This is a genomic window from Candidatus Mycalebacterium zealandia (genome assembly GCA_014075295.1).
GTDB lineage: Bacteria > Desulfobacterota_D > UBA1144 > Nemesobacterales > Mycalebacteriaceae > Mycalebacterium > Mycalebacterium zealandia.
In genome coordinates this window covers 1,021,440-1,042,742 of record CP046180.1, presented here as the reverse complement: position 1 = coordinate 1,042,742, position 21,303 = coordinate 1,021,440, and the positions used below count along the sequence as shown (strand labels likewise).

Sequence of the window (21,303 nt, the reverse complement as noted above, 5' to 3'; positions counted from 1 at the left end):
ATCGCCCGGTTTTACAAATGAGGGAAAGAAATTCAGAAAAAAATCCGTCGCTACTCTACATTGAAACCTACGGGTGCCAGATGAATGAGTATGACTCGGACAGAATCGCGTCCGCTCTCGGAGCCGAAAAGACGCCCGAGCCGTCTTTGGCGGACTACATAGTTGTCAATACCTGTGCTATAAGGGAGAAAGCTGACCACAAGGCGTTCAGCAGCGTTGGAAAGTTCAAGGGGCTGAAAGCCGCGAAACCCGAAGTGGTAATCGGAATGGCGGGTTGCGTCGCTCAATTATACGGGGACGCGATGCTTAAAAAAAATCCGCATCTTGATTTTGTTATCGGTCCCCGGGCGATACCGAAACTTCCCGCGCTCATTGCCGACATTGAGCAGAGCAGAGAGAGCGAACGCATAAGAAAATCCGAAACCTCTTTTGATGTTGAGGAAACCTTCGCGATTTCCCCCGCCCATGACAAATCCAGAGTCAGCGCGTTTGTTTCCGTTCAGCAGGGATGTAACAAACGATGCGCCTACTGCATTGTGCCAACCGTGAGAGGCGATGAGGTCAACAGACCTCTCGCGGACATACTGTCGGAGACGCGAATGCTCGTATCCAAAGGGGCGAAAGAGATAACCTTTGTGGGGCAGACGGTCAATTCATGGAAAGGCGAAGGCGAAAAATTCTCCGACCTTCTGCGCGCGGCGGCGGAGACTGAAGGGCTTGAAAGAATCCGTTTCACAACGCCGTACCCGCGTGACATAACGAGGAAAATGATTGAAGCAATGCGGGACACCCCGAAGGTGTGTCGCCACATACATCTGCCCGTTCAGTCCGGTTCGGACAGGGTTTTGAAACTCATGAACCGCACATACACGTCCGGGTGGTACCTTGAAGCGGTTGACCGTCTCAGAGACGCCATTCCCGATATCGCGGTCTCAACTGACGTCATAGTTGGTTTTCCCGGAGAGAACGGGGACGATTTTGCGCAAACAATGGATTTGCTTGAAAAAGCGCGTTTTGACAGCTCTTTTTCGTTTAAGTTTTCGCCGCGTCCCGGAACTCCAGCCGCAGCCGCGGACGAACAGATAAGCTCTGAAACCTCAGACGGGCGGCTCGCAGTTTTTCAGGAGCGCCAGCGCGAAATTACTCTTGAGAGCAATCGCGCGCGCGAGGGCAGAGACGAGGAAGTTCTTGTGTCCGGCGAAGGCAAACACGGAAACGGCTGGATGACGGGGCGAACCACGCACAACAGAATAGTGAATTTCATCGGAGACGCTTCTCTTGCGGGAAGTCTTGTAAAAGTGCGTGTAACGGATGGGCTCGCGAACTCCCTTCGCGGCGAAATTGCGGGCGAGGAGATTGTCGCGTGAGTGGTTCCGTGTCGGCAAACACCGTTTCGCTTGTCAGTCCGCGCGGTTTTTGCGCCGGAGTGGAAAGGGCCATAGCGATTGTTGAAAAGGTTTTGGAAAAACACGGCGCGCCGGTTTATGTAAAACACGAAATTGTTCACAACAAAACCGTTGTTGAGGATTTCAAAAAGCGCGGCGTTGTTTTTATTGAAGACCCCTCGGACGTTCCATCCGGTTTGCCGATTGTGTATTCCGCGCACGGCGTTTCGCGCCACGTCCGCAGAATCGCCGAAGGCAGGGGGCTCAAAATCTATGACGCCACATGCCCCCTGGTTTCAAGGATTCATTCCGAGGTTTCGCGCCTGCGTTCAAACGGCTATGAAATTGTGATGATAGGGCACAAGGGGCATCCCGAAGTTGAGGGAACTCTCGGTCAGTCCGAAGGCGGGGTTTATCTTGTGGAGAACGAGAAAGACATTGCCGCGCTGGAAGTAAAAGACCCGTCAAAACTCGCCTATGTTACACAGACCACTCTCTCGGTTGATGACACACGCGTGCTTGTAAATCTGTTGCGCGACAGATTTCCGCAAATACGCCTGCCGAAAAAAGATGACATTTGCTACGCGACTCAAAACCGTCAGGATGCCGTAAAAAAAATGGCGGCGGATTGCGATGTGGTTTTTGTGGTCGGGTCGGAGACAAGTTCCAATTCAAACCGTCTGAAAGAGGTCGCCAAATTGCTTGGCGCGCGCGCCTATCTTGTGGACGGACCGGATGACATAGACCGCGAGTGGCTTCGCGGCGCGGAGAAAATCGGACTCACCGCAGGCGCTTCGGCTCCCGAAGACGTAGTTAAAAAAGTCGCTTCCCGCCTGCGCGAATGGACGGGATGGGAAATCACGCGGGATCCGGATGCGGTTACCGAAGACGTGCATTTCAGCGTGCCTAAAAACTTTTTTCGAGATTCTTGACAGTTTTTCCACCTCTGTTACATTTCCCACGCGGACAGCGGGGATTATGAAAAACAACTAAAAATGGAGCGGGGAACATGAAGAAAATTGAAGCGATAGTAAAGCCTTTTATTCTTGAAGATCTTAAAGACGCTCTGAAAGATATTGGCATTCAGGGTATGACTGTGAGCGAGGTCAAAGGATTTGGCAGGCAGAAGGGGCATGCCGAAATTTACAGAGGCTCCGAATACGTAATAGATTTTCTTCCAAAAGTTAAGGTTGAGATTGTAGCGACGGATGAAATGGTTTCTTCAATTATTGATGTTATCACTCAAAGCGCCAAAACCGGAAAAACCGGAGACGGAAAGATTTTCATCATACCGATTGAGGAAGTCATAAGAATCAGAACCGGAGAACGGGGCGAAGACGCCATATGAGTTTTTGTCCGGCCATTACAAATCAACAGGAGGGAAGGTTTTTTGTTTTATGAAAAATTCCGTGGGCGTGCGGACGTAGATTTGGGAATTTCAAGAACGCTTCTGTTCTTCGCGGGTGCTCTGCTGTTATCAACAACTTCCGCCTACGCCGCCAATGTGAGCCCTGAAATGTTCACTGTTAATAACCTGTGGATTCTTCTGGCGGCAATTCTTGTTTTTATAATGCATCTGGGGTTTGCGTGTCTTGAAAGCGGGCTCACAAGATCAAAAAACACCGTCAACATACTTTTCAAAAATGTTTCAATTATTGCTATAGGAATTCTCACTTACGCGCTTTGCGGGTTCAATCTTATGTATCCGGGATTTGCCGAGGGCGCGGCGGGCTACTTCGGGTTTGCCGGATTTGGAATTTCCTCCCCGGAAGGGGTTGCCGGTCTTATAGGATATGCGGATGGCAGTTACACGTATTTTTCCGACTTTATTTTTCAGGCGATGTTCGCCGCCACCGCCGCGACCATAGTTTCGGGCGCGGTTGCGGAGAGAATTAAACTCGGAAGTTTTCTTATTTTTGCCACGGTTTATGTCGCTTTTGTATATCCGGTCGCCGGTTCATGGAAGTGGGGCGGCGGGTGGCTTGACGCGCTTGGTTTTTACGACTTTGCCGGTTCAACGATAGTTCACAGCGTTGGCGGGTGGGGAGCACTTGCGGGCGCGATTCTTCTCGGCGCACGTAAAGGCAGGTATTCGGCCGGTGGAAAAGTCAAGGTTCTTCCGGGGCATAGTTTGCCGCTTGCCACAATCGGGGTTTTTCTGCTCTGGTTCGGATGGTATGGATTTAACGGCGGCTCGGTTCTTTCCGCCGACCCGGGTCTGGTTTCGCTTGTGTTTGTAACCACTTCGCTTGCCGCGGCGGCGGGAATTTGCGGCGCGATGGCGGCGGCCTGGATTATCAACAAAAAGCCCGACCTTTCAATGATTCTTAATGGCTCTCTCGCGGGTCTTGTCGGAATAACCGCAGGCGCCGACGTCATAAGTCCGGGGAATTCCGTGCTTGTAGGTTTGGTTGCCGGTGTTTTGGTTGTTCTCTCGGTTCTCTTTATAGACAAATTGACCATCGATGATCCGGTCGGAGCGATTTCCGTTCACTTGACTTGCGGAATCTGGGGGACGCTCGCGGTTGGGATTTTCAGTTCAAATCCCGAGCACACAGTCGGCAAACAGCTTATCGGCATCGGAGCGTTCGCGATTTTCTGCGCGGTTAGCGCTTTCGTGCTTTTCTATCTTATAAAAGCGATATTCGGGCTTCGTGTTTCCGAAGAGGAAGAATACATCGGACTTGATGTCGGCGAGCACGGAATGGAAGCGTATAAAATTAAATAATGCAATTTTTAGACCTTAAGGGGGATATGATGAAAGTTTTTAACAGGTTTTTAAGTATTTTCGCGGTTGCGGTTGTTCTGCAGTTTTCTGCGGCGGTGGCAAAAGCGGATATTCCAGTGTCAACTTTTATTGGCATGGTGAATGTGGGCGCGTCTCTTGACACGACATACCAGTATGTTTTCAACTGCGACAATGAGACTGTGGCGGGTTGCCCCGGGGAAAGAGGGCTTTATCCCGAACACAACGACTTCTCAATAGACTCCTTCACGCTGTCGCTTGAAAAAGAGGCGGACGCGACTGGCGCGTCTCCGATGGACAAGGTCGGTTTCAGGGCGGACATCCTTTTCGGAGAACAGGCGGAGCGTCTCGGGTTCGGATTCAATTCGGACGGAGACGGTGCGGTAAGTCCTTATCAGGCATACATCAGCATTGCCCCTTCGGAGAATTTCAGCATAATCGCGGGGCAGTTCACAACGCTTGCGGGCTGGGAACTCATAGAGGCGAAAAACAACACAAACATCAGCCGTTCGCTTCTGTTTTACAGAATCCCGTTTGCTCATTCGGGCGCCAGAGCGTCTTACAGCGCGTCCGGCGTTGATTTGACCTTTGGCATAAGCAACGACTGGGACGCAGTTGACGATAATGATGATGGCAAAACCTTTGAGTTTCAGACGGCGTATTCGCACGGGTCCGAAACTGGATTTATAAACGACCTCTGGCTCGGCGCGACTCTTTATGTGGGGAAAAGCGATTTTCTTGAGAGTAAAGCTTTTGCAAGAGACGATGACGGCTCTCTGGCGGATTTTACGGCCTATGAAATGTCTGACGCTTCTACTAGTATGGTGTCCGCGAACCCCTCCGACAACAAAACGCGCACGCTTTTGACGCTTGTCGGAAGCATGACTTCGGGCAAACTCACATTTGTCGGTGATGTGGAATTCACATGGGTGGGCGATGGTCTTGCCGAACCCGTTTTGGAAACCATTACCGGAGACGACCCGCGAACAGCGGATACTACGGAAACTACCTTTATAGGACCCACGGGTGTTGCTTACAACGATTTCTTCCGTTGGGGCGTTGGCGGTTATCTGATTTATGAGGCGAATAAGGGCACAACACTTTCATTGAGAGCGGAATATGTTGACGACTCTGATACGGACGGCAACGGCGTGAAACTGTTTGAGTTGACGCCGACAGTGGGTTGGAAGCCGTTTGGAGACGGTGGCGACAAGGGAACCCTTGAAACCCGTTTTGAATACCGTTGGGACAGAGCGGATGTCCACTACTTTCCGAGCGACAGCGGCGACAAGAAAGACCAGCACGGGTTGCTTTTTCAGTTGCTCTATTCAATATAGAAAAAGAGAAATCTTTAACTTTGTTCAAAAAGCCGGTCGCGTTTGCAGCCGGCTTTTTCTATTGTAGAATAGCATCTTCCGCCCGGATAGCTCAGTCGGTAGAGCAGAGGACTGAAAATCCTCGTGTCGGCGGTTCGATTCCGTCTCCGGGCACCTTTCGGAACAGATTTCTATTCCGTATTGACAAAATTGGTGGTTTCAAGGTACTTTTGGACAAGTTAGGTATTTTTCTTAACAAGAATCAGGTCTATAACAATGACTTTTGGTGACTATTTAAAAGCAAAGCGCAAGCAAAGGGGAATAACTCAAGGCGTGCTTGCGCGCTATCTTGATGTTTCAAAGGTTTATATCCACCAGCTTGAAACCGGAAAAGCGGATTCTCCTTCTCATGAGAGGTGCCACCAGATTGCGCAATGTCTTCGTGTGAGCGTGGAGGAGATATGGAATCTTTCCCGTCGCGAAAAACTGCATAAATTTCTTGAAAAAGAGTTGATTGGCGAAAAAGAGTTTGAAATTTTGACTGACGAGGAGAGGTATCTGGTGAAGTTATACAGGGTTCTTGACGATGAGGTAAAAAAGGACTTCAACGGCATGATATTTATGCTGTTCAAACATTATCAGAACACTGAAGCTAGAAAGATACTTGAAGAATTTCTTAAATGCGCTTGATTGGACGTCTCGGGCTTTTTTACAAAGTTCTTTTTATAGAAGCCGCGATTTTGTTTCTTGTCGGCGCGGTTTTCTACAGCCAGTTCAGTAGCGCGAAATCTGACGTTATCACAAAAACTGTTGCCACTTCCGAATTAATAGGAAACGAGGCGGCCGAGTTTGCCGTTCACAACATCAACCCGACAAGCGCGGAGTTTTACTCCTTCCTCAGAACCAAGCACGGGTCCGCCGGAGTTTTTAAAACCTTCAATGTTGTTCCGTCTTCGTTTGATGTTGCTTTCACAAAGGAGAATTTTCAGGGGCGTCAGACCAGACAGTTGTATTCGGAGGAAAGGGGATACGGCGTTCGCGATAAAGGTGGCGTGTTTACCGTTTCCGCGCCGTTTCTTGTGGGCACGGACGGTAATCCCTACGGAGTTGTTACTATAAACTCCTCAAAAACGCTGATTATGAAACAGGTTTTGAAAGACAACCTTCTTCTATATATCGCGCTTCTTGTTGTATTGAACAATCAGGTTTTCATTCTGCATTACTTTGCCACAAAAAGGCAGAAAGAGATTATAGACAAGCACTACGCGAAGCCCTACATGAAACAGCACTCGGTCGGCGCGCTGAAGGTTATGCGCAAAATTTTGGAAGAAATTATTGATGATTGCCCCGAGGAGCCGAAAATAATTGAGACGGCGGCGGAAGATTCCAAAGACGCCGAAAAAACCGGCTCAAAGAAAGTTATTTCGCTTTCAAGATTTATTTCACGAAACAGTTAATAGAATGAGGACTCTTTTTCGGAACAGAATATTTGACTGTTCAATCAAAGATTTTTCAGCCGGATTTTTCCGGAACAGGAACGCGGTCGGCATTGATATAGGGTCTTATTCCACCAAAGTTGTGGTTCTCAACAACGCTTCCGGGAGCGAAACGGATTTTCCCCTTCACGCACGCGAATCTCTTCAGGATTCCGGTGTTTTCAAAGACAAGGAAATAGAGAATTTTGATTCCTTATGTTCGGGATTGCTTTCCTTGCGCGATGATTTTGAACTCAAAGGCGCGCGCACGGCGGTTGGTGTTTCGGGTTGCGCGGTTTTTACAAGCAAACTAAAGATTCCGCTTTCGGCGGATTCCGGAGCTGCCGAAGACGCGGTTTTGCTTCATTTAAGCAAGTTCTTTCCCGAAGGATTGGACGGCTGCCGCCACAGTTTCTATCGACATCCGCAAAGCCCCGAAGATGTTCTTGTCGCGGTTGCCAGAGAAGACGCCGTCCGCGATTATGTTTCCGCTCTGCGTTCTTCGGGATTTGTTCCCGAAGTTTTGGACTATGACGGCTTTGCGATTATCAACTCATACAACCGCCGCGTTAGCTCTCCGGAAGGGCTCACGGTTTTGCTCAACATTGGGCACAGCGTAACAAACCTCGCTGTTTTGAAAGACGGGAAAACGGTTTTCACCAGGGATCTTTCCACCGCTTCGGGCGAACTCACGCTTAAAATCGCGCGCGCGGGAGACCTTACAGTTGATGAGGCGGAAGCGGAAAAAATATCTCTCGGCGCGGTTTCAAGACGCGAGTTTCTTTCCGCCGCCGCCGATTTTTCATTGTCTATACTGCACGAAGTGAAATCCAACCTTGAGATGTTCTGCGATTGCGGAAATGATAACCTCGGAAAAGTTGTTCTTTCAGGCGGAGGTTCCCTGCTGTATGGTTTGCGGGAAAAGGTCGCCGAAACACTTGGAGTGGATGCCGAATACGCGGACCCTCTGCTGGCGGGGCGGAGTGGAAACGGTTTCCCTGAAGGTTTGAGCGCGAAATCCGCGGTCGCGTTCGGGCTAGCTCTCAGAATGATGAAGAAAGCCGCATGATAAAGGTTAATCTCATAAAGCCGGATCAGTCCCGCAAACTGCGAGCCGCCGTTGTTGTCGCGCTTTGCGTGTGTGCGGTGTTGCCTTTTTCGTATCTGAAGAGCGGGTCCGGTGAAACCGTCCGCGAATTTTCAGGACCGGGCCCGGCAACCTCAGCCGTCAAAACTTTTTCCTCTCCGCATAAAAAGCCCGCAGAGGCCAAACGCGTCTCACCAGGAAAGTTTCCGCTCAAAGTGGCGGGCTTTGTAAAATTTGCCGACCGGAATTTCGCCATGCTGGTTTCTGGCGGCCGCACGCTCTGGGTTGAACCCGGACAGACCGCATTCGGTTTCAAAATCGCCAAAGTAAAAGAGGATGGGGTTTCCGCCGAGAGGGATTTAAAAACGGTGTTTGTCCCATTTGGAAAATGAGAGTCGCTAAGGAATTTATCAGTTTCTGTATTGTGTGTGCGGTTTTTGTTTTCTGCGCGCCCGCATTGTCCGCCGCGCAAAACGCTCCGGACAGCGATGTGGCGTGGGCGTTTGACTTCCGCTATTCCTCTTTCGGTGCGGACGAACCGGTTTACAGGGGTGGGAAAGGCACTTTTATATACAAAGGTGCGGACACGCGCGAGGTGATAATGCAGATAGCGCAAATTGGCGGCTTCAACATTATCATCACGGGCGATGTGAGTGGAACTGTTTATATGGAGCTGCGTGATGTTCCCTGGGATCAGGTACTTTCCATTGTGCTTGCCGAGAACGGTTTGGGCGCTTTTGTCGAGGGCAATGTCGTCAAGATTTCATCGCTTGAAAACATAAGCAAAAGGCGCAGAGAGGCGTCTGACACGGCGCAACTTGTTGAGAAAACGGAAAAACTCGTGTCCAAACAGTTTTTTGTGAATTACGCAACGGCGCGCGACATAGCGACGGGCATCAAACCTTTTCTTACAAAACAAGGCAGGATCTCGGTTGATGAAAGAACCAACAGTCTTGCCGTTCTTGAAACGCGGCTCAATATTGCCCGGATTGGCGGAATCGTAAAGTCGCTGGACAAGCCCACGCCGAAAATACTTATTGAGTCAAGAATCGTGCAGGCGGGCACGGACTTTTCAAGGGAACTCGGAATTCAATGGGGAACACGTTACACAAGCAAGAACACCGGCGCGCGATTTCCGGCAAGCATACAAGTTGGCAGAACGCGGATAGACACTGCTTTTGGCAATGTTGATGACGGTTTCATTGTTGATATGCCCGCCGCGGTCGGCACGGGAAGCGGAGGGGTGCTCGGGGTTGTTCTTGGAAATCTGGCGGGCACTTTTGACCTTGATATCCGCCTGTCCGCGCTTGAAGACAAAGGCAAGGTGAAAATACTTTCCTCTCCAAAAATCATCACCGTTGACAATTCGGTGGCAAGAATAGAGCAAGGAATCTCAATTCCGTTTTCAACTGTGTCCGAACAGGGCACCAAAACCGAATTTGCGGACGCCACTTTAAGCCTTGAGGTTAAGCCGAAAATCACAAATGACGGCAATATCTTTATGGATATTTCCATCACGGATAACTCTCCGGACGCGACTTTTGCAGTTGGTTCGCAACCCTCAATCAGGCGGAATGAGGCGAAAACCAGAGTTCTTGCCGAAGACGGCGAGACGATAGTGCTCGGCGGAATAGTTACCACAACCACAACCACAAGCAAAAGCAGTTCCAAAGTGCCGGTTTTGTCATCAATTCCGCTTCTCGGCTCCATATTCAAAAGCTCAAAAAGGCAAACGGTGGAAAGAGAACTCATTCTCTTTATCACTCCGCGAATAGTGAGTTAGGAATTCGGTCAGTTTTTTTCCGAAGACGGGAGAAACCGCGTTATGAGCGCCACGGCGAGCGCGATGGACCCGACCACGGCGAGGATTTTGAAGTAAAGCCCCCAGTTTATTGAGGTGTTCAGAGAAATGCCGAATCCCACCACGAGCAGAATAAAGGCGACTACGGCAATCCCTCCCGGAATGTTTGTTTTAAGCAACTTTAAAACCCCTGTAGAACAAGACTTTGCTTGTGCGCCCGATTGTATACAAACGGGTGTTTTTTTCAAGAGGTGTAAAACCCGTTTATTCCATATACAATGTTCCCCGATGCGCATCTTTTCAATTTCAGGAGCGCTTGCGACTTTCCTGAATTCCATAACTTTTCCGCGCCGGATAAAAAATTGCTGACAAAACGCCCCAAGCGCCGCAAACCCGGCAACGGGCGTCCGTCCGTACGCAAGGCAAAACCTGCGGCGAAAAAACCCGGGCAGATTCCGGAAACCTTTCTTGCCAAAGCCGTTGCCGGACCCGAAGGAGGTGTGGTTCTTATTCCCAGAGGCGAGGACTTTCAATACGCCCTTGTTTCCGGCAAAAAGGACGGCGCGCCGAAACTCAGAAACGGCTATCTCGCGATAGTTAGATATGCGGGCACCCGCCCCAGCGGTGGCAAAGAGGCTGTTCCGGTGGCAAGCGTGGAAAAAATAATTGGACGGGCGGGCGAGTTTGAGACCGAGAAAAAGGCTATTGAATACAAACATTCCCTTCCCGGCAAGTTTCCCGAAACGGTTTTGAAGCACGCCGGGGAGTTGAGCAGACGGCGTCCGTCTGATTCGGCCGATGGCAGGGTTGACCTCAGAAAGAAAACCATTTTCACGATAGACGGTGACGACGCCAAAGACTACGATGACGCGGTCGGCATTGTAAAACGGGGTTCAGGATTCACTTTGTGGGTCTGCATCGCGGACGTTTCCCACTATGTTAAGGAGGGAAGCCCCCTTGACGTAGAGGCGCTCAAGCGCGGCACAAGCGTCTATCTTGACACCCGCGTCATACCTATGCTTCCCGAAGCTCTTTCAAACGATTTGTGCAGTCTTGTTCCGAACAAAGGCCGTCTCACAAAAACTGTTGAGATGGAGTTTTCACGTGACGGCACGCTTGAGGACTTTCACATTTACAACAGCATCATCAAAAGCGCGGCGCGTCTTACCTATTCTCAGGTAACCGCTTTTCTTGAAGATGGAAAGGGCGCGAAACTGTCGCCGGAAATCAAAGAAAGTTTGAGTATGATGAAAAATCTTTACGGCAAAATGAAAAAACGCAGTCTTGAGGGCGGTGAACTTGATTTTGACCTGCCCGAGCCCGAACTTGTAAGGAATTCACTTGGTGTGGTGCAGGACGTGCGAAATGCTCAGCGAGGTGTTGCGAACATGATTATTGAGCAGTTTATGATAGCGGCAAACAGGGCCGTCGGTTCGCGGCTTTGCGATGGCGAGGGGTGGGGGGTTTACAGAGTTCATGAGCCGCCGACCTCTGAATCGCTTTCGGACCTTTCCGCCGAACTTGGGAAACTAGGTTACAAAGCGAGCATTGAGCGGCGTTTGGCGGGCAAGGCAATTCAGAAATTGCTCGCCGATTTCAGGGACAAAAAACAGGAAGGCGCGGTAAAAATGATGGTTCTTAAATCGCTTCAGAGGGCGGTTTATTCAACGCGCGAAGTCGGGCATTTCGGGCTCGGAATTGAAAGATATTCGCATTTCACCTCGCCCATCAGGCGTTATCCCGACATCATCGCGCACAGAATGGTTGACCGGCTCAGTTGCAAAGGGCGTAGCGGATACGCACGCGGCCCACTTGACAATTTGTGCGAGATGGCTTCGGTGCTTGAGAGGAAAGCTGAAAAAGCCGAACGGGAAACCGTCGGACTTGAAACCGCGAACTTTATGAAAACCCTCACGGGCAGGAAATTTACCGGCAAGGTAATCAGTATTCTGCCGTTCGGAATGTTTCTTGAACTGAAGGAGATTTGCGCCGAGGGTTTTGTCCCGCGCGAGAGAATGAAACGCGGCGGACGCAGAAAGTGGTTCAACCTCGGAGACGAACTGAAACTGCGCGTGGTCGGCGCGGATTTGGAAAAAAGAAGAACGATTATGGAGACTGTTTGAGGTGCGGAGGGAAGGGGATTCGAACCCCTGAGAGCCGTGAGGCCCCACTGGTTTTCGAGACCAGCGCCTTCGTCCGCTCGGCCATCCCTCCGGCGGTTAAGTTACACACGGCGGACGCGGCGGGCAAATTGCCGTTAATTCGCTGTTTGTAGAATGGACAGAAGCGAAAAAAACAGATTAATCGCCACCGTGGAGCCGGACGAGGTTTTTCCCGAAGCGGTCATTGCCGGGGAGAAAACCTTTATGAGCCCCGATGAAATAGCGTCATATTTTCTGCCCGGTGGAATGGTGGAAAAGACTTTCGGCGAGGGATATGAATTCAGAAAACAACAGCAGTCTCTTGTGCGCGAAATCACATCGGCTTTCAACGGCGACTCTTTTTCACTTCTTGAAGCGCCAACGGGTATCGGCAAAACGCTTTCCTACCTTCTGCCCGCCGCGAAATGGGCTCTCTTGAACGGTGAGAAAGTTATTGTTTCCACAAACACAATCAACCTTCAAGACCAGATTATCAGTAAAGACATTCCGCTTTTAAGCAAAGTTCTGGGGCGCAAGGTGGAGTTCGCTCTGGCAAAGGGAATGAGGAACTATCTGTGCCTTTTGCGCTCGGATGAGGTAAAAGGCGAGTTACCGCTTCCGGACCCGGACGCGGAAGATGGCGTTGATGAGGCGCGCGCCATTCTTGATTGGGCAGAAAAGACCGAAGACGGTTCTGTTTTTGACATGGGTTTTACGCCGTCTGAGCAACAGTGGGACAGGTTTGCCGCAGAAAGCGAAAGTTGTGTGAGAAGGGAATGTCCACACTACAACGAATGTTTCTTTTTCAAGGCGCGCAGGAAAATCGCGAAAGCGGATTTGATAGTTGTCAACCACCATCTTCTTTTTTCGGACATCTCAATAAAGCATTCCGCTGGCAGGGACGACGCGGGTGTTCTGCCGCCGGTCGGCAGGGTTGTTATAGATGAGGCTCACAATGTTGCCGGCTCGGCGACTATGCATTTCACATTGAAAACTTCAAGCCTGGGGGTCACAAAAACCCTGAACCGCCTCAAACGTGTGGCGGCGCGGGCGGCGCGTCTGGCGAAAAATAATATTCGCGCGGCGGACGCGCGGAGCCGTGTTATGGAAATCCTTTCCGCTATGCAAAAGGTTTTTCCGCCGAGAATCAAAAAAGTTGAAACTGCTTCCAAACGCTTTTTTGAATCGCTTTACAATTCCTTTGAAGAAAGTTCGCCGGATGGCTCATACGGTTTCAGTATCCGCGTTATGGACGATGAGATTGAAAGCGGCGGGCGGTGGGGGAAAGCGGTTTCGCTGTATCCTCAAGTGAGTGAAAGCATGGCGGATTTGTCGGGCGAGGTGAGAAAAGCACTTGCCGTTCTTGACTCTGAGGGCGGCGATGAAACGGTCGGCATTGTTGCGGAACTCAAAGCCGTTTTTGCGGGGATTGACCGCCACTCGGCCGTCATACGCGGTTTTGCCGCGGGTGACAGTTCGCAAGTGAATTTTGTGAAAAGTGTTGAGGCGGGCAAAAGAAACCGCCGGAAGTTTGCTTCAGTTTCCATGTCGCCGATTGACATTGCCCCATATCTGAAAGAGCGGCTTTACGACAGGTGCAAAACCCTGATTTTGACATCTGCGACACTACGGGAAAAAGACGGTTTTGAATTTCAAAAAAACTCTCTGGGGCTCAGAGACAATGAAAGAATAACCGAGCTTGCCGTTCCTTCGCCTTTTGACCACAAGAGGCAGGCGCTTCTCGCTCTACCGGATGATTTGCCCGCGCCTGAAGCGACTGACGTTTATTCCGAAAGGCTCGGCCGGGCGATTTACGACTGCGTCAGGGCTTCGCGCGGCGGCGCGCTTGTTCTTTTTACTTCATACCGGCTTCTCAAAGAGGTGAGCGTGGCTCTTGCGCCCGAACTGGAAGGGGACGGCATCAGGGTTTTGACGCAGGGAGACATGCCGAGGGAGAAGATTCTCGCGGAGTTCAAAGCGGACGGAAACGCCGTGCTTTTCGGCACTGACAGTTTCAGGGAAGGCGTTGACATCGCAGGAGATGCCTTGCGGCTTGTGGTAATCACGGGGTTGCCTTTCAGCGTGCCTGCCGAGCCGGTTTTTCAGGCGCGAATGGAGGCGATAAAACAGTCCGGAAAAGACGCCTTCAACCAATACGCCGTTCCGGTGGCGGTTATTAACTTCCGTCAGGCGTTCGGGCGGCTCATACGCACGGCGACCGACAGGGGCGCGGTTGCCGTTCTTGACAGCCGCATAACGCGCAAACACTACGGCCGCCATTTTATTAATTCAATCCCACAATGCGGGACTCTGGAAGGGCATTTTGAAACGGTCGTGCGAGAGCTCAAAAAGTTTTTTGATTCCATATAAGTCCAATTCCCGCGTATTTCTTGACAACCCGCTTGTTCGCTGATAGATATAGCGGTCTGCTTTATTGAAGGCGGAGATGAAAAAATAATGCCGAGTGCAAATCAACTTATAAGGAAGGGGCGGAAGCGTGCCGTTGCTAAAACCAGCTCGCCCGCATTGCAGAACAACCCGCAGAGAAGGGGTGTGTGCGTGAGGGTTTATACCACCACGCCGAAGAAGCCGAATTCCGCGATGAGAAAGGTCTCAAGGGTGCGTCTCACAAACGGCATTGAGGTAACCGCATACATTCCGGGAGAGGGGCATTCTCTGCAGGAGCACTCGGTTGTTCTCGTCAGAGGCGGCAGAGTGAAAGACCTTCCGGGCGTTAGATACCACATAGTCAGAGGTTCGCTCGACACAACCGGTGTTGAGAACAGACGCAGAGGGCGCTCAAAATACGGTAGCAAGAAACCGAAGTAGGGGAAGGGATATGGTCAGAAAGAGTTCATCAGCAAAAATCAGAGTTGAGTCCGACCCGCGCTTCGGAGATGTTTTTGTCGCGAAGTTTCTCAATTCTCTTATGCTGGACGGCAAAAAAAGCAAAGCGGAGCAGATTTTTTACGGTGTTCTTGATTTGCTTTCCGAAAAGGCGAACACAAAAGAGCCTATAAAGGTTTTCTTCTCTGCTATGGAAAACATCAAGCCGTCTCTTGAAGTCAGGTCAAGACGGGTCGGCGGAGCCACCTATCAGGTTCCTATGGAAGTTAAACCCGTCCGCAGAAACTATCTGGCAATCCGCTGGTTGCTTGATGCCGCGCGCAAAAGAACCGAGCACGGTGTGCGCGAAAAACTTGCTTTGGAAATTCTGGACGCCTCACAAAATCGGGGAACCGCAATCAAAAAGAGGGAAGACACCCACAAAATGGCGGAAGCCAACAGAGCTTTTGCCCATTACAGATGGTAATCACGGGGACGAGCAATGGCGGAAGAAATCAAAGTCCCCATGGACAAGGTGCGCAATATAGGGATTGTAGCCCATATTGACGCCGGCAAAACCACAACCACCGAGCGCATTCTTTTCTACACGGGTCTGACCTACAAAATTGGCGAGGTTCACGAAGGAACCGCCACTATGGACTGGATGGAGCAGGAGAGGGAGCGCGGAATAACAATCACTTCGGCGACCACCACCTGTTTCTGGGACGACCACAGAATTAACATTGTTGACACCCCGGGCCATGTTGACTTCACCATTGAGGTTGAGCGTTCGCTCAAGGTGCTTGACGGCGCGGTTGTTGTGTTTGACTGCGTTGGCGGCGTTGAGCCGCAGACTGAAACCGTCTGGAGACAGGCGGACCGTTACGGGGTTCCGAGAATCTGTTTTGTAAACAAAATGGATAGAATCGGCGCGGATTTCTTCAAGGTTGTCAAACAGGTTGAAGAGCGTCTTAACGCGCGTCCCGTCTATATGCATATTCCCTGGTTTGAAGGTGAGGAATTCAAGGGCATAGTTGACCTTGTTTCCTGCAAACTCGCGGTTTGGGACGGTGAATCTTTGGGCGCCAAGTTTGAGTTGCAGGATATTCCCGAAGATTATCAGGAGCAGTTCACCGCCGGTCGCAAGCAGTTGCTTGAAGCGCTGGCAGATTTTGACGACTCAATAATGGAGGCGTACCTAAGCGATGAGGAAGTGGACATGGCCACTGTGAAAAAGGTCATAAGAGAACAGACCACCGCGCTTAAAATCATTCCGGTTTTTTGCGGTTCCGCTTTCAAAAACAAAGGGGTTCAACTTCTGCTTGACGCCGTTGTTGACTATCTTCCGTCTCCGGTTGACCTTCCCCCGATTTCCGGCACAAAAGAAGACGGCTCCGAAGACTCAAGGGTTTCCGACCCGGACGCGCCTTTCTCAGGGCTCGCTTTCAAGATTATGAACGACCCGTTTGTCGGACAGCTTACATATATAAGGGTTTATTCCGGAAAACTTGTTTCCGGCAGCACCGTGCTCAATTCCACAAAGGATAAGAAAGAAAAAATCGGGCGTCTGGTGAGAATGCATGCCAACAAAAGAGAGGAAATCAAGGAGATAGACGCGGGAGGAATTGTTGCCGCGGTGGGGCTGAAAACCTCCGTAACGGGCGACACTCTTTGCGATCTGAACAAGCCCATTGTTCTTGAAAGTTTGAACATATCCGACCCGGTTATCTCCATTGCGATTGAGCCCAAATCCAAGCCCGATCAGGAAAAACTCGGAATTTCCCTCTCCCGTCTTGCGCTTGAAGACCCGTCTTTCAGAGTTAAAAGCGATGAGGAGACGGGGCAGACTGTCATATCGGGAATGGGAGAGCTTCACCTTGAGGTTATTGTTGACCGGCTTTCAAGGGAGTTTAACGTGGACTCAAGCGTGGGCAAACCGCAGGTCGCTTACAGGGAAACCATTCTGGGGTCATCGGATGTTGAAGCCAAATTCATAAGGCAGACGGGCGGACGCGGGCAATACGGGCATGTGAAAATCAAGGTTGACCCTCTTGAAAGGGGCGAGGGCTTTGAGTTTGTTGACCAAATCAAGGGCGGTGCGATACCCAGAGAGTATGTTCCCGCCGTGGAGAAGGGCATTCGTGAAGTTATGGAAACCGGCATTGTTTTGGGCTATCCGGTCGTGGATGTGCGTGTTACTCTTTACGATGGCTCATTCCACGAGGTTGATTCGTCTGAAATCGCTTTCAAAATCGCGGGCTCAATGGCTTTCAAAGACGGTTTTTCCAAGGCTTCTCCGTCAATCCTTGAACCGGTTATGAGTCTTGAGGTTGTCGCGCCAGAGGATTTTACGGGGAACATCATAGGTGATTTGAATTCCAGAAGGGGAAAAATAGTAAGTACGGAGATGCGTGGTGCGATGCAGGCTATTAAATCTGATGTTCCCCTTGGCGAAGTATTCGGATATGCTACCGAGCTAAGGTCGATGACTGAGGGAAGGGGTTCCTTCACAATGGAGTTTTCCTGTTACGAGGTTCTTCCAAAGAATATTGTTGAAGAACTCAGAGCGACCGCGGAGAATGTTTAGAATGTTGAATTTGCAGGCATTTTGAGGAGGTAAGAAGAGATGTCTAAAGAGAAGTTTGAGAGGGGCAAGCCACATTTAAATATAGGGACGATAGGTCATGTTGATCATGGCAAGACGACCCTTACGGCTGCGATAACGAAGGTATTGGACAAGGCGGAGTTTGTGGAGTTTGGGGACATAGACAAGTCTCCTGAGGAGAAGGACAGGGGGATAACGATAAACATATCGCATGTTGAGTACGAGACGGAGTCACGGCACTACGCGCATGTTGACTGTCCCGGTCACGCGGACTATGTGAAGAACATGATAACGGGGGCTGCGCAGATGGACGGTGCGATACTGGTTGTAAGCGCGCCGGATGGTCCTATGCCTCAGACGCGGGAGCACATCCTGTTGGCGCGTCAGGTGGGGGTTCCGTCGATAGTGGTTGCGTTGAACAAGGTTGACATGCTGGACGACCCTGAGCTTTTGGATTTGGTTGAGCTTGAGATACGGGATTTGCTGAATGAGTACAAGTTTCCCGGGGACGACATACCGATAGTGAAGGTAAGCGCGCTCAAGGCCCTTGAGGGGGACGGAGACTCTGCGGCTCAGATTAAAGAGTTGATGAGTGCGGTGGACAGTTATGTACCTGAGCCCGTGAGAGAGGTTGACAAGCCGTTCATTATGGCTGTTGAGGATGTTTTCACTATATCGGGCAGAGGCACGGTTGTTACGGGCAGAGTGGAGAGGGGCAAGATAAACGCGGGTGACGAGGTGGAGATTGTGGGATTCAAGGAGACGGTTAAGACGGTTGCGACGAGTCTTGAGATGTTCCGCAAGATACTGGACGATGCGGTTGCGGGTGACAACGTTGGGGTGTTGTTGCGCGGCGTGGACAAGGAGACTGTTGAGAGAGGGCAGGTGTTGTCGGCAGTGGGCAGCATTATGCCTCACAAGAAGTTTTCCGCCGAGGTGTACGTGTTGAAGAAGGAGGAGGGTGGAAGGCACACTCCGTTTTTTCCGGGTTACAGGCCTCAGTTTTATTTACGGACGACGGATGTAACGGGTTCGGTGAAGTTGCCCGATGGTGTTGAGATGGTGATGCCGGGTGACAGTGTAAATGTGGAAGTTGAGTTAATAGCGCCTGTGGCGATGGAGGAGCAGTTGCGTTTCGCCATAAGGGAGGGAGGCAAAACTGTCGGCGCCGGCGTCGTTACTGGAATTATTGAGTAGTAGTCATGAGTCTTGCTTCAAAAATAAGAATAAAACTTAAGTCGTTTGATCATCGGCTTATTGACAAATCGGCTTTTGATATAGCCGACACGGCGAAGAGAACGGGCGCGAGAATTTCGGGACCCTTTCCTCTGCCCACGCTCATTCGCAGAATTTGCGTTCTCAGGTCTCCCCATGTGAATAAAAACTCAAGGGAGCATTTTGAGATAAGGACTCACAAAAGGGTTGTTTACATACTTGAGCCGACCCACCAGACGGTTGACGAACTTATGAAGCTGGATTTGGCTTCCGGCGTTGATGTTGATGACATTAAGCTCACATGACGGGATAGACGACAATGATAGGTGGACTTACAGGTAAAAAAGTGGCGATGACGCAGATGTTTAAGGACGGTTCAGTGCTTGTTCCCGTTACCGTGCTTGAAGTGGGCCCGTGCTATGTGATTCAGAAAAAGACCGAAGAGAACGACGGCTATTGCTCGGTTCAAATTGGATTTGAAGAGGATTTTTCCGCTAATAAGGCGGCAACAGGTCATTGTTCTCCCGCAGGGCTTCCCGCGATGAAGAGGATAGTTGAAGTCAGTTGCGATGACGGAGAAGTGAAACCCGGAGAAATTTTTACCGCCGGGATGATGTTTAAAGAGGGAGACAAGGTTGACGTGATAGGTTCATCAAAGGGCAAGGGTTTTACGGGCGTGATGAAAAGGCACGGCTTTGCCGGTCAGGCCGCTTCGCACGGCGGCAAGGCGCACCGCAGGCCCGGCTCAATCGGTCAGGCGTCCTATCCGGCGCGCGTGTGGAAAGGAATCAAAATGGCTGGAAGGTCGGGAGGGACGGGAGTCACCTCTCAGGGGCTGAAGGTTGTTTCGGTGGATATGGAAAAAAACCTCGTTGTCGTTAAAGGTTCGGTTCCGGGGCACCGGGGTTCGGGAATATTTATAAGACATTCAGTGAAGGGAGGCAGTCAAGTTGCCGACAGTTGAAGTCTATGACATGAACAAAAAGCAGGTTGACACCCTTGATTTGAGAGACGAGGTATTTGAATCTCCAATAAGGGAAGACCTGATGCAGTTTGTTGTGAAGTGGCAGCGCGCTTCGGCGAGAAGCGGCACCGCCTCAACAAAAACGCGTGGAGAAGTCCGGGGCGGCGGCATCAAGCCGTGGAAGCAGAAGCACACGGGGCGGGCCCGGCACGGTTCAATAAGGTCGCCCATATGGAAAAAAGGCGGTGTGACCTTCGGTCCGAAACCTAAAGACTGGTCATTCAAGGTTCCCCGCAAGGTCAGAAAGCAGGCGCTCAAATCGGCGCTTTCTGCAAAGTTCCGCGACGGGGCTATTACGGTTGTGCAAGATTTTGAGTTGCCGGAGATTAAGACAAAACGGGTTACCGAAATAATGAGTGCTTTCGGCGTTTCAAGCGCGCTTTTTATTGACGTTCCGAACAGTGGCTGGGAAAACTTCGCGAAGTCCGCGAACAACATTCCGGGCGTCAAAATGCTGGCCGACAAAGGCGTCAATGTTTATGACACTTTGGGATTTGAGAGTTTGATTATGACCGTTGAAGCGGTCAAGTCCGTCCAGGAGGCTCTTTCGCATTGAGTAGTCCGCACAAAATTATTCAAGCCCCGCTTGTCACGGAGAAGAGTTTTTCTCTGCGCGAAAAGGGCTGGTATGTTTTTTCGGTTGATGAAAAATCCAAAAAACACCAGATAAAAGATTCAGTTGAGAAGGCTTTTGGGGTGAAAGTAAGAGGTGTAAGAACAGCTTTGATGCCGGGTAAAACCGTTAAAAGAGGCGGGCGTGTTTCAGGCAGAAAGTCCGGCTACAAGAAGGCGTATGTGAAGGTTGTTGAGGGAACCATAGATATATTCGAGGGCACGTAATGGGAATAAGAAAGTTTAATCCGACATCTCCGGGCACGCGTTTCAGGACAGGTGAAGATTTCACCGAACTTACCTCGTCCGTTCCGCACAAACCCCTTGTTTCTTCAATTCCGAACAAGGCGGGAAGAGGGGGTGGAGGCAGAATCTCAGTCTACACTCGCGGCGGCGGACACAAGAGGCGTTACAGGGTTGTGGATTTCAAACGCAACAAAGTCGGGGTTCCCGCAAATGTTGCCTCGATAGAGTACGATCCTTACAGGTCTGCGAGAATAGCACTTTTGAACTACGCGGACGGAGAGAAGAGATACATCATAGCGTGCGACGGGATTTCCGTCGGAGACACGGTTTTTTCTGGTGGAGAGCCTGAGGTTTCGGTCGGCAACTCGCTGAAACTCAAAGACATTCCGACCGGTGTTTTTGTTCACAACGTTGAGCTTCGCCCCGGCGGCGGCGGAAAAATTGCCCGCTCGGCGGGGAGTTCGGTCCAGATTACTGCGAAAGAGGGAAACCGCGCGCTTTTGAAACTTCCGTCCGGCGAGATAAGAATGCTCAGCCTTGAATGCATGGCGACAGTCGGAAAAGTGGGTAACTCAGAGCATGAACTTGTGTCTATAGGAAAAGCCGGAAGAAACCGCCATAGACGCCGCAGACCGACAGTCAGAGGTGTGGCAATGAACCCTGTTGACCACCCGCACGGCGGTGGAGAGGGAAAAGCCTCTAAAGGGAATCCGCATCCCGTTTCTCCGTGGGGCTGGATAACAATCGGATACAAAACGCGGAAAAACAAGCGGACGGACAAATATATCGTCAAACCCAGAAGGGTTGGATACGGAATGGATTAA

General features: G+C 50.7%; 22 protein-coding genes and 2 tRNA genes. 22 read left to right on the top strand and 2 right to left on the bottom strand.

The annotated features are described in order from the left end of the window. Positions 1–17: 17 nt before the first annotated feature. The 11 genes from miaB (at position 18) to pilQ (ending at position 9,792) form a co-directional block, all read left to right on the top strand. Positions 18–1,367 (top strand): tRNA (N6-isopentenyl adenosine(37)-C2)-methylthiotransferase MiaB, encoded by a 1,350-nt coding sequence (miaB, locus tag GKS04_05340; protein QMU56544.1) that lies wholly within the window; start codon positions 18–20, stop codon positions 1,365–1,367. Positions 1,368–1,375: 8 nt separating this feature from the next. Beyond that, entirely contained in the window at positions 1,376–2,317 is a 942-nt protein-coding gene (gene ispH, locus GKS04_05335) for a 4-hydroxy-3-methylbut-2-enyl diphosphate reductase (protein QMU56711.1), read from the top strand. A gap of 77 nt (positions 2,318–2,394) precedes the next feature. Beyond that, on the top strand, positions 2,395–2,733 hold the full coding sequence (locus GKS04_05330) for a DUF3240 domain-containing protein (GenBank protein ID QMU56543.1): 339 nt from the start codon (positions 2,395–2,397) through the stop codon (positions 2,731–2,733). A gap of 168 nt (positions 2,734–2,901) precedes the next feature. Next, positions 2,902–4,113 (top strand): ammonium transporter, encoded by a 1,212-nt coding sequence (gene amt, locus GKS04_05325; GenBank protein ID QMU56710.1) that lies wholly within the window; start codon positions 2,902–2,904, stop codon positions 4,111–4,113. Next, on the top strand, positions 4,113–5,468 hold the full coding sequence (locus GKS04_05320; GenBank protein QMU56542.1) for an outer membrane beta-barrel protein: 1,356 nt from the start codon (positions 4,113–4,115) through the stop codon (positions 5,466–5,468). Before amt ends, GKS04_05320 begins: the two co-directional genes overlap by 1 nt. 80 nt (positions 5,469–5,548) lie before the next feature. Next, a tRNA-Phe gene (locus GKS04_05315) sits at positions 5,549–5,621 on the top strand. 102 nt (positions 5,622–5,723) lie between these two features. Further along, entirely contained in the window at positions 5,724–6,137 is a 414-nt protein-coding gene (locus GKS04_05310; protein QMU56541.1) for a helix-turn-helix domain-containing protein, read from the top strand. Further along, on the top strand, positions 6,128–6,904 hold the full coding sequence (locus GKS04_05305; protein QMU56540.1) for a hypothetical protein: 777 nt from the start codon (positions 6,128–6,130) through the stop codon (positions 6,902–6,904). Before GKS04_05310 ends, GKS04_05305 begins: the two co-directional genes overlap by 10 nt. A gap of 4 nt (positions 6,905–6,908) precedes the next feature. Further along, a complete protein-coding gene (locus GKS04_05300; protein QMU56539.1) occupies positions 6,909–7,991 on the top strand; it encodes a hypothetical protein in 1,083 nt (360 codons plus the stop codon). After that, positions 7,988–8,401: a hypothetical protein gene (locus tag GKS04_05295; protein ID QMU56538.1), complete on the top strand. Its 414-nt coding sequence runs from the start codon at positions 7,988–7,990 to the stop codon at positions 8,399–8,401. The genes GKS04_05300 and GKS04_05295 overlap by 4 nt, the downstream gene beginning before the upstream one ends. Then, the gene (pilQ, locus tag GKS04_05290) at positions 8,398–9,792 is read left to right on the top strand and encodes a type IV pilus secretin PilQ (protein QMU56537.1); all 1,395 of its coding nucleotides are present in this window, start codon (positions 8,398–8,400) and stop codon (positions 9,790–9,792) included. Before GKS04_05295 ends, pilQ begins: the two co-directional genes overlap by 4 nt. A gap of 8 nt (positions 9,793–9,800) precedes the next feature. Here the strand turns inward: pilQ and GKS04_05285 are convergent, their stop codons facing one another. Then, a complete protein-coding gene (locus GKS04_05285; GenBank protein QMU56536.1) occupies positions 9,801–9,989 on the bottom strand; it encodes a hypothetical protein in 189 nt (62 codons plus the stop codon). Positions 9,990–10,088: 99 nt separating this feature from the next. Here GKS04_05285 and GKS04_05280 point away from each other — a divergent pair, with 99 nt between their 5' ends. Further along, a complete protein-coding gene (locus GKS04_05280) occupies positions 10,089–11,933 on the top strand; it encodes a VacB/RNase II family 3'-5' exoribonuclease (protein ID QMU56535.1) in 1,845 nt (614 codons plus the stop codon). A gap of 4 nt (positions 11,934–11,937) precedes the next feature. Here the strand turns inward: GKS04_05280 and GKS04_05275 are convergent. Beyond that, a tRNA-Ser gene (locus tag GKS04_05275) sits at positions 11,938–12,024 on the bottom strand. Positions 12,025–12,086: 62 nt separating this feature from the next. Here GKS04_05275 and GKS04_05270 point away from each other — a divergent pair. The 10 genes from GKS04_05270 to rplB all read left to right on the top strand — a co-directional run bounded on the left by GKS04_05270 (position 12,087) and on the right by rplB (position 21,303). Beyond that, positions 12,087–14,321: a hypothetical protein gene (locus tag GKS04_05270; GenBank protein ID QMU56534.1), complete on the top strand. Its 2,235-nt coding sequence runs from the start codon at positions 12,087–12,089 to the stop codon at positions 14,319–14,321. An 87-nt stretch (positions 14,322–14,408) separates the two neighbouring features. Beyond that, positions 14,409–14,780, top strand: coding sequence for a 30S ribosomal protein S12 (locus GKS04_05265; protein QMU56533.1), 372 nt, complete (start codon positions 14,409–14,411; stop codon positions 14,778–14,780). A gap of 10 nt (positions 14,781–14,790) precedes the next feature. Beyond that, entirely contained in the window at positions 14,791–15,264 is a 474-nt protein-coding gene (gene rpsG / locus GKS04_05260; protein QMU56532.1) for a 30S ribosomal protein S7, read from the top strand. Positions 15,265–15,279: 15 nt separating this feature from the next. After that, positions 15,280–17,364 carry an elongation factor G gene (gene fusA, locus GKS04_05255; GenBank protein QMU56531.1) on the top strand — a complete coding sequence of 695 codons (2,085 nt, stop codon included), beginning with the start codon at positions 15,280–15,282 and terminating at the stop codon, positions 17,362–17,364. A 39-nt stretch (positions 17,365–17,403) separates the two neighbouring features. Continuing rightward, positions 17,404–18,579, top strand: coding sequence for an elongation factor Tu (tuf, locus tag GKS04_05250; protein ID QMU56530.1), 1,176 nt, complete (start codon positions 17,404–17,406; stop codon positions 18,577–18,579). Positions 18,580–18,584: 5 nt separating this feature from the next. Then, positions 18,585–18,902, top strand: a complete 318-nt coding sequence (rpsJ, locus tag GKS04_05245; GenBank protein QMU56529.1) for a 30S ribosomal protein S10 — start codon at positions 18,585–18,587, stop codon at positions 18,900–18,902. Positions 18,903–18,919: 17 nt separating this feature from the next. Then, positions 18,920–19,561 carry a 50S ribosomal protein L3 gene (gene rplC, locus GKS04_05240; GenBank protein ID QMU56709.1) on the top strand — a complete coding sequence of 214 codons (642 nt, stop codon included), beginning with the start codon at positions 18,920–18,922 and terminating at the stop codon, positions 19,559–19,561. Beyond that, entirely contained in the window at positions 19,548–20,177 is a 630-nt protein-coding gene (gene rplD, locus GKS04_05235) for a 50S ribosomal protein L4 (protein ID QMU56528.1), read from the top strand. Before rplC ends, rplD begins: the two co-directional genes overlap by 14 nt. After that, positions 20,174–20,461, top strand: coding sequence for a 50S ribosomal protein L23 (rplW, locus tag GKS04_05230; protein QMU56527.1), 288 nt, complete (start codon positions 20,174–20,176; stop codon positions 20,459–20,461). The genes rplD and rplW overlap by 4 nt, the downstream gene beginning before the upstream one ends. Next, a complete protein-coding gene (gene rplB / locus GKS04_05225; GenBank protein QMU56526.1) occupies positions 20,461–21,303 on the top strand; it encodes a 50S ribosomal protein L2 in 843 nt (280 codons plus the stop codon). Before rplW ends, rplB begins: the two co-directional genes overlap by 1 nt.

What these genes read in the sequence shown, in the direction of transcription:
- miaB (QMU56544.1), top strand. Translation starts at nt 18, where the DNA reads ATGAGGGAAAGAAATTCAGAAAAAAATCCGTCGCTACTCTACATTGAA.
- GKS04_05330 (QMU56543.1), top strand. Translation starts at nt 2,395, where the DNA reads ATGAAGAAAATTGAAGCGATAGTAAAGCCTTTTATTCTTGAAGATCTT.
- amt (QMU56710.1), top strand. Translation starts at nt 2,902, where the DNA reads ATGTTCACTGTTAATAACCTGTGGATTCTTCTGGCGGCAATTCTTGTT.
- GKS04_05320 (QMU56542.1), top strand. Translation starts at nt 4,113, where the DNA reads ATGCAATTTTTAGACCTTAAGGGGGATATGATGAAAGTTTTTAACAGG.
- GKS04_05310 (QMU56541.1), top strand. Translation starts at nt 5,724, where the DNA reads ATGACTTTTGGTGACTATTTAAAAGCAAAGCGCAAGCAAAGGGGAATA.
- GKS04_05305 (QMU56540.1), top strand. Translation starts at nt 6,128, where the DNA reads ATGCGCTTGATTGGACGTCTCGGGCTTTTTTACAAAGTTCTTTTTATA.
- GKS04_05300 (QMU56539.1), top strand. Translation starts at nt 6,909, where the DNA reads ATGAGGACTCTTTTTCGGAACAGAATATTTGACTGTTCAATCAAAGAT.
- GKS04_05295 (QMU56538.1), top strand. Translation starts at nt 7,988, where the DNA reads ATGATAAAGGTTAATCTCATAAAGCCGGATCAGTCCCGCAAACTGCGA.
- pilQ (QMU56537.1), top strand. Translation starts at nt 8,398, where the DNA reads ATGAGAGTCGCTAAGGAATTTATCAGTTTCTGTATTGTGTGTGCGGTT.
- GKS04_05280 (QMU56535.1), top strand. Translation starts at nt 10,089, where the DNA reads ATGTTCCCCGATGCGCATCTTTTCAATTTCAGGAGCGCTTGCGACTTT.
- GKS04_05270 (QMU56534.1), top strand. Translation starts at nt 12,087, where the DNA reads ATGGACAGAAGCGAAAAAAACAGATTAATCGCCACCGTGGAGCCGGAC.
- GKS04_05265 (QMU56533.1), top strand. Translation starts at nt 14,409, where the DNA reads ATGCCGAGTGCAAATCAACTTATAAGGAAGGGGCGGAAGCGTGCCGTT.
- rpsG (QMU56532.1), top strand. Translation starts at nt 14,791, where the DNA reads ATGGTCAGAAAGAGTTCATCAGCAAAAATCAGAGTTGAGTCCGACCCG.
- fusA (QMU56531.1), top strand. Translation starts at nt 15,280, where the DNA reads ATGGCGGAAGAAATCAAAGTCCCCATGGACAAGGTGCGCAATATAGGG.
- tuf (QMU56530.1), top strand. Translation starts at nt 17,404, where the DNA reads ATGTCTAAAGAGAAGTTTGAGAGGGGCAAGCCACATTTAAATATAGGG.
- rpsJ (QMU56529.1), top strand. Translation starts at nt 18,585, where the DNA reads ATGAGTCTTGCTTCAAAAATAAGAATAAAACTTAAGTCGTTTGATCAT.
- rplB (QMU56526.1), top strand. Translation starts at nt 20,461, where the DNA reads ATGGGAATAAGAAAGTTTAATCCGACATCTCCGGGCACGCGTTTCAGG.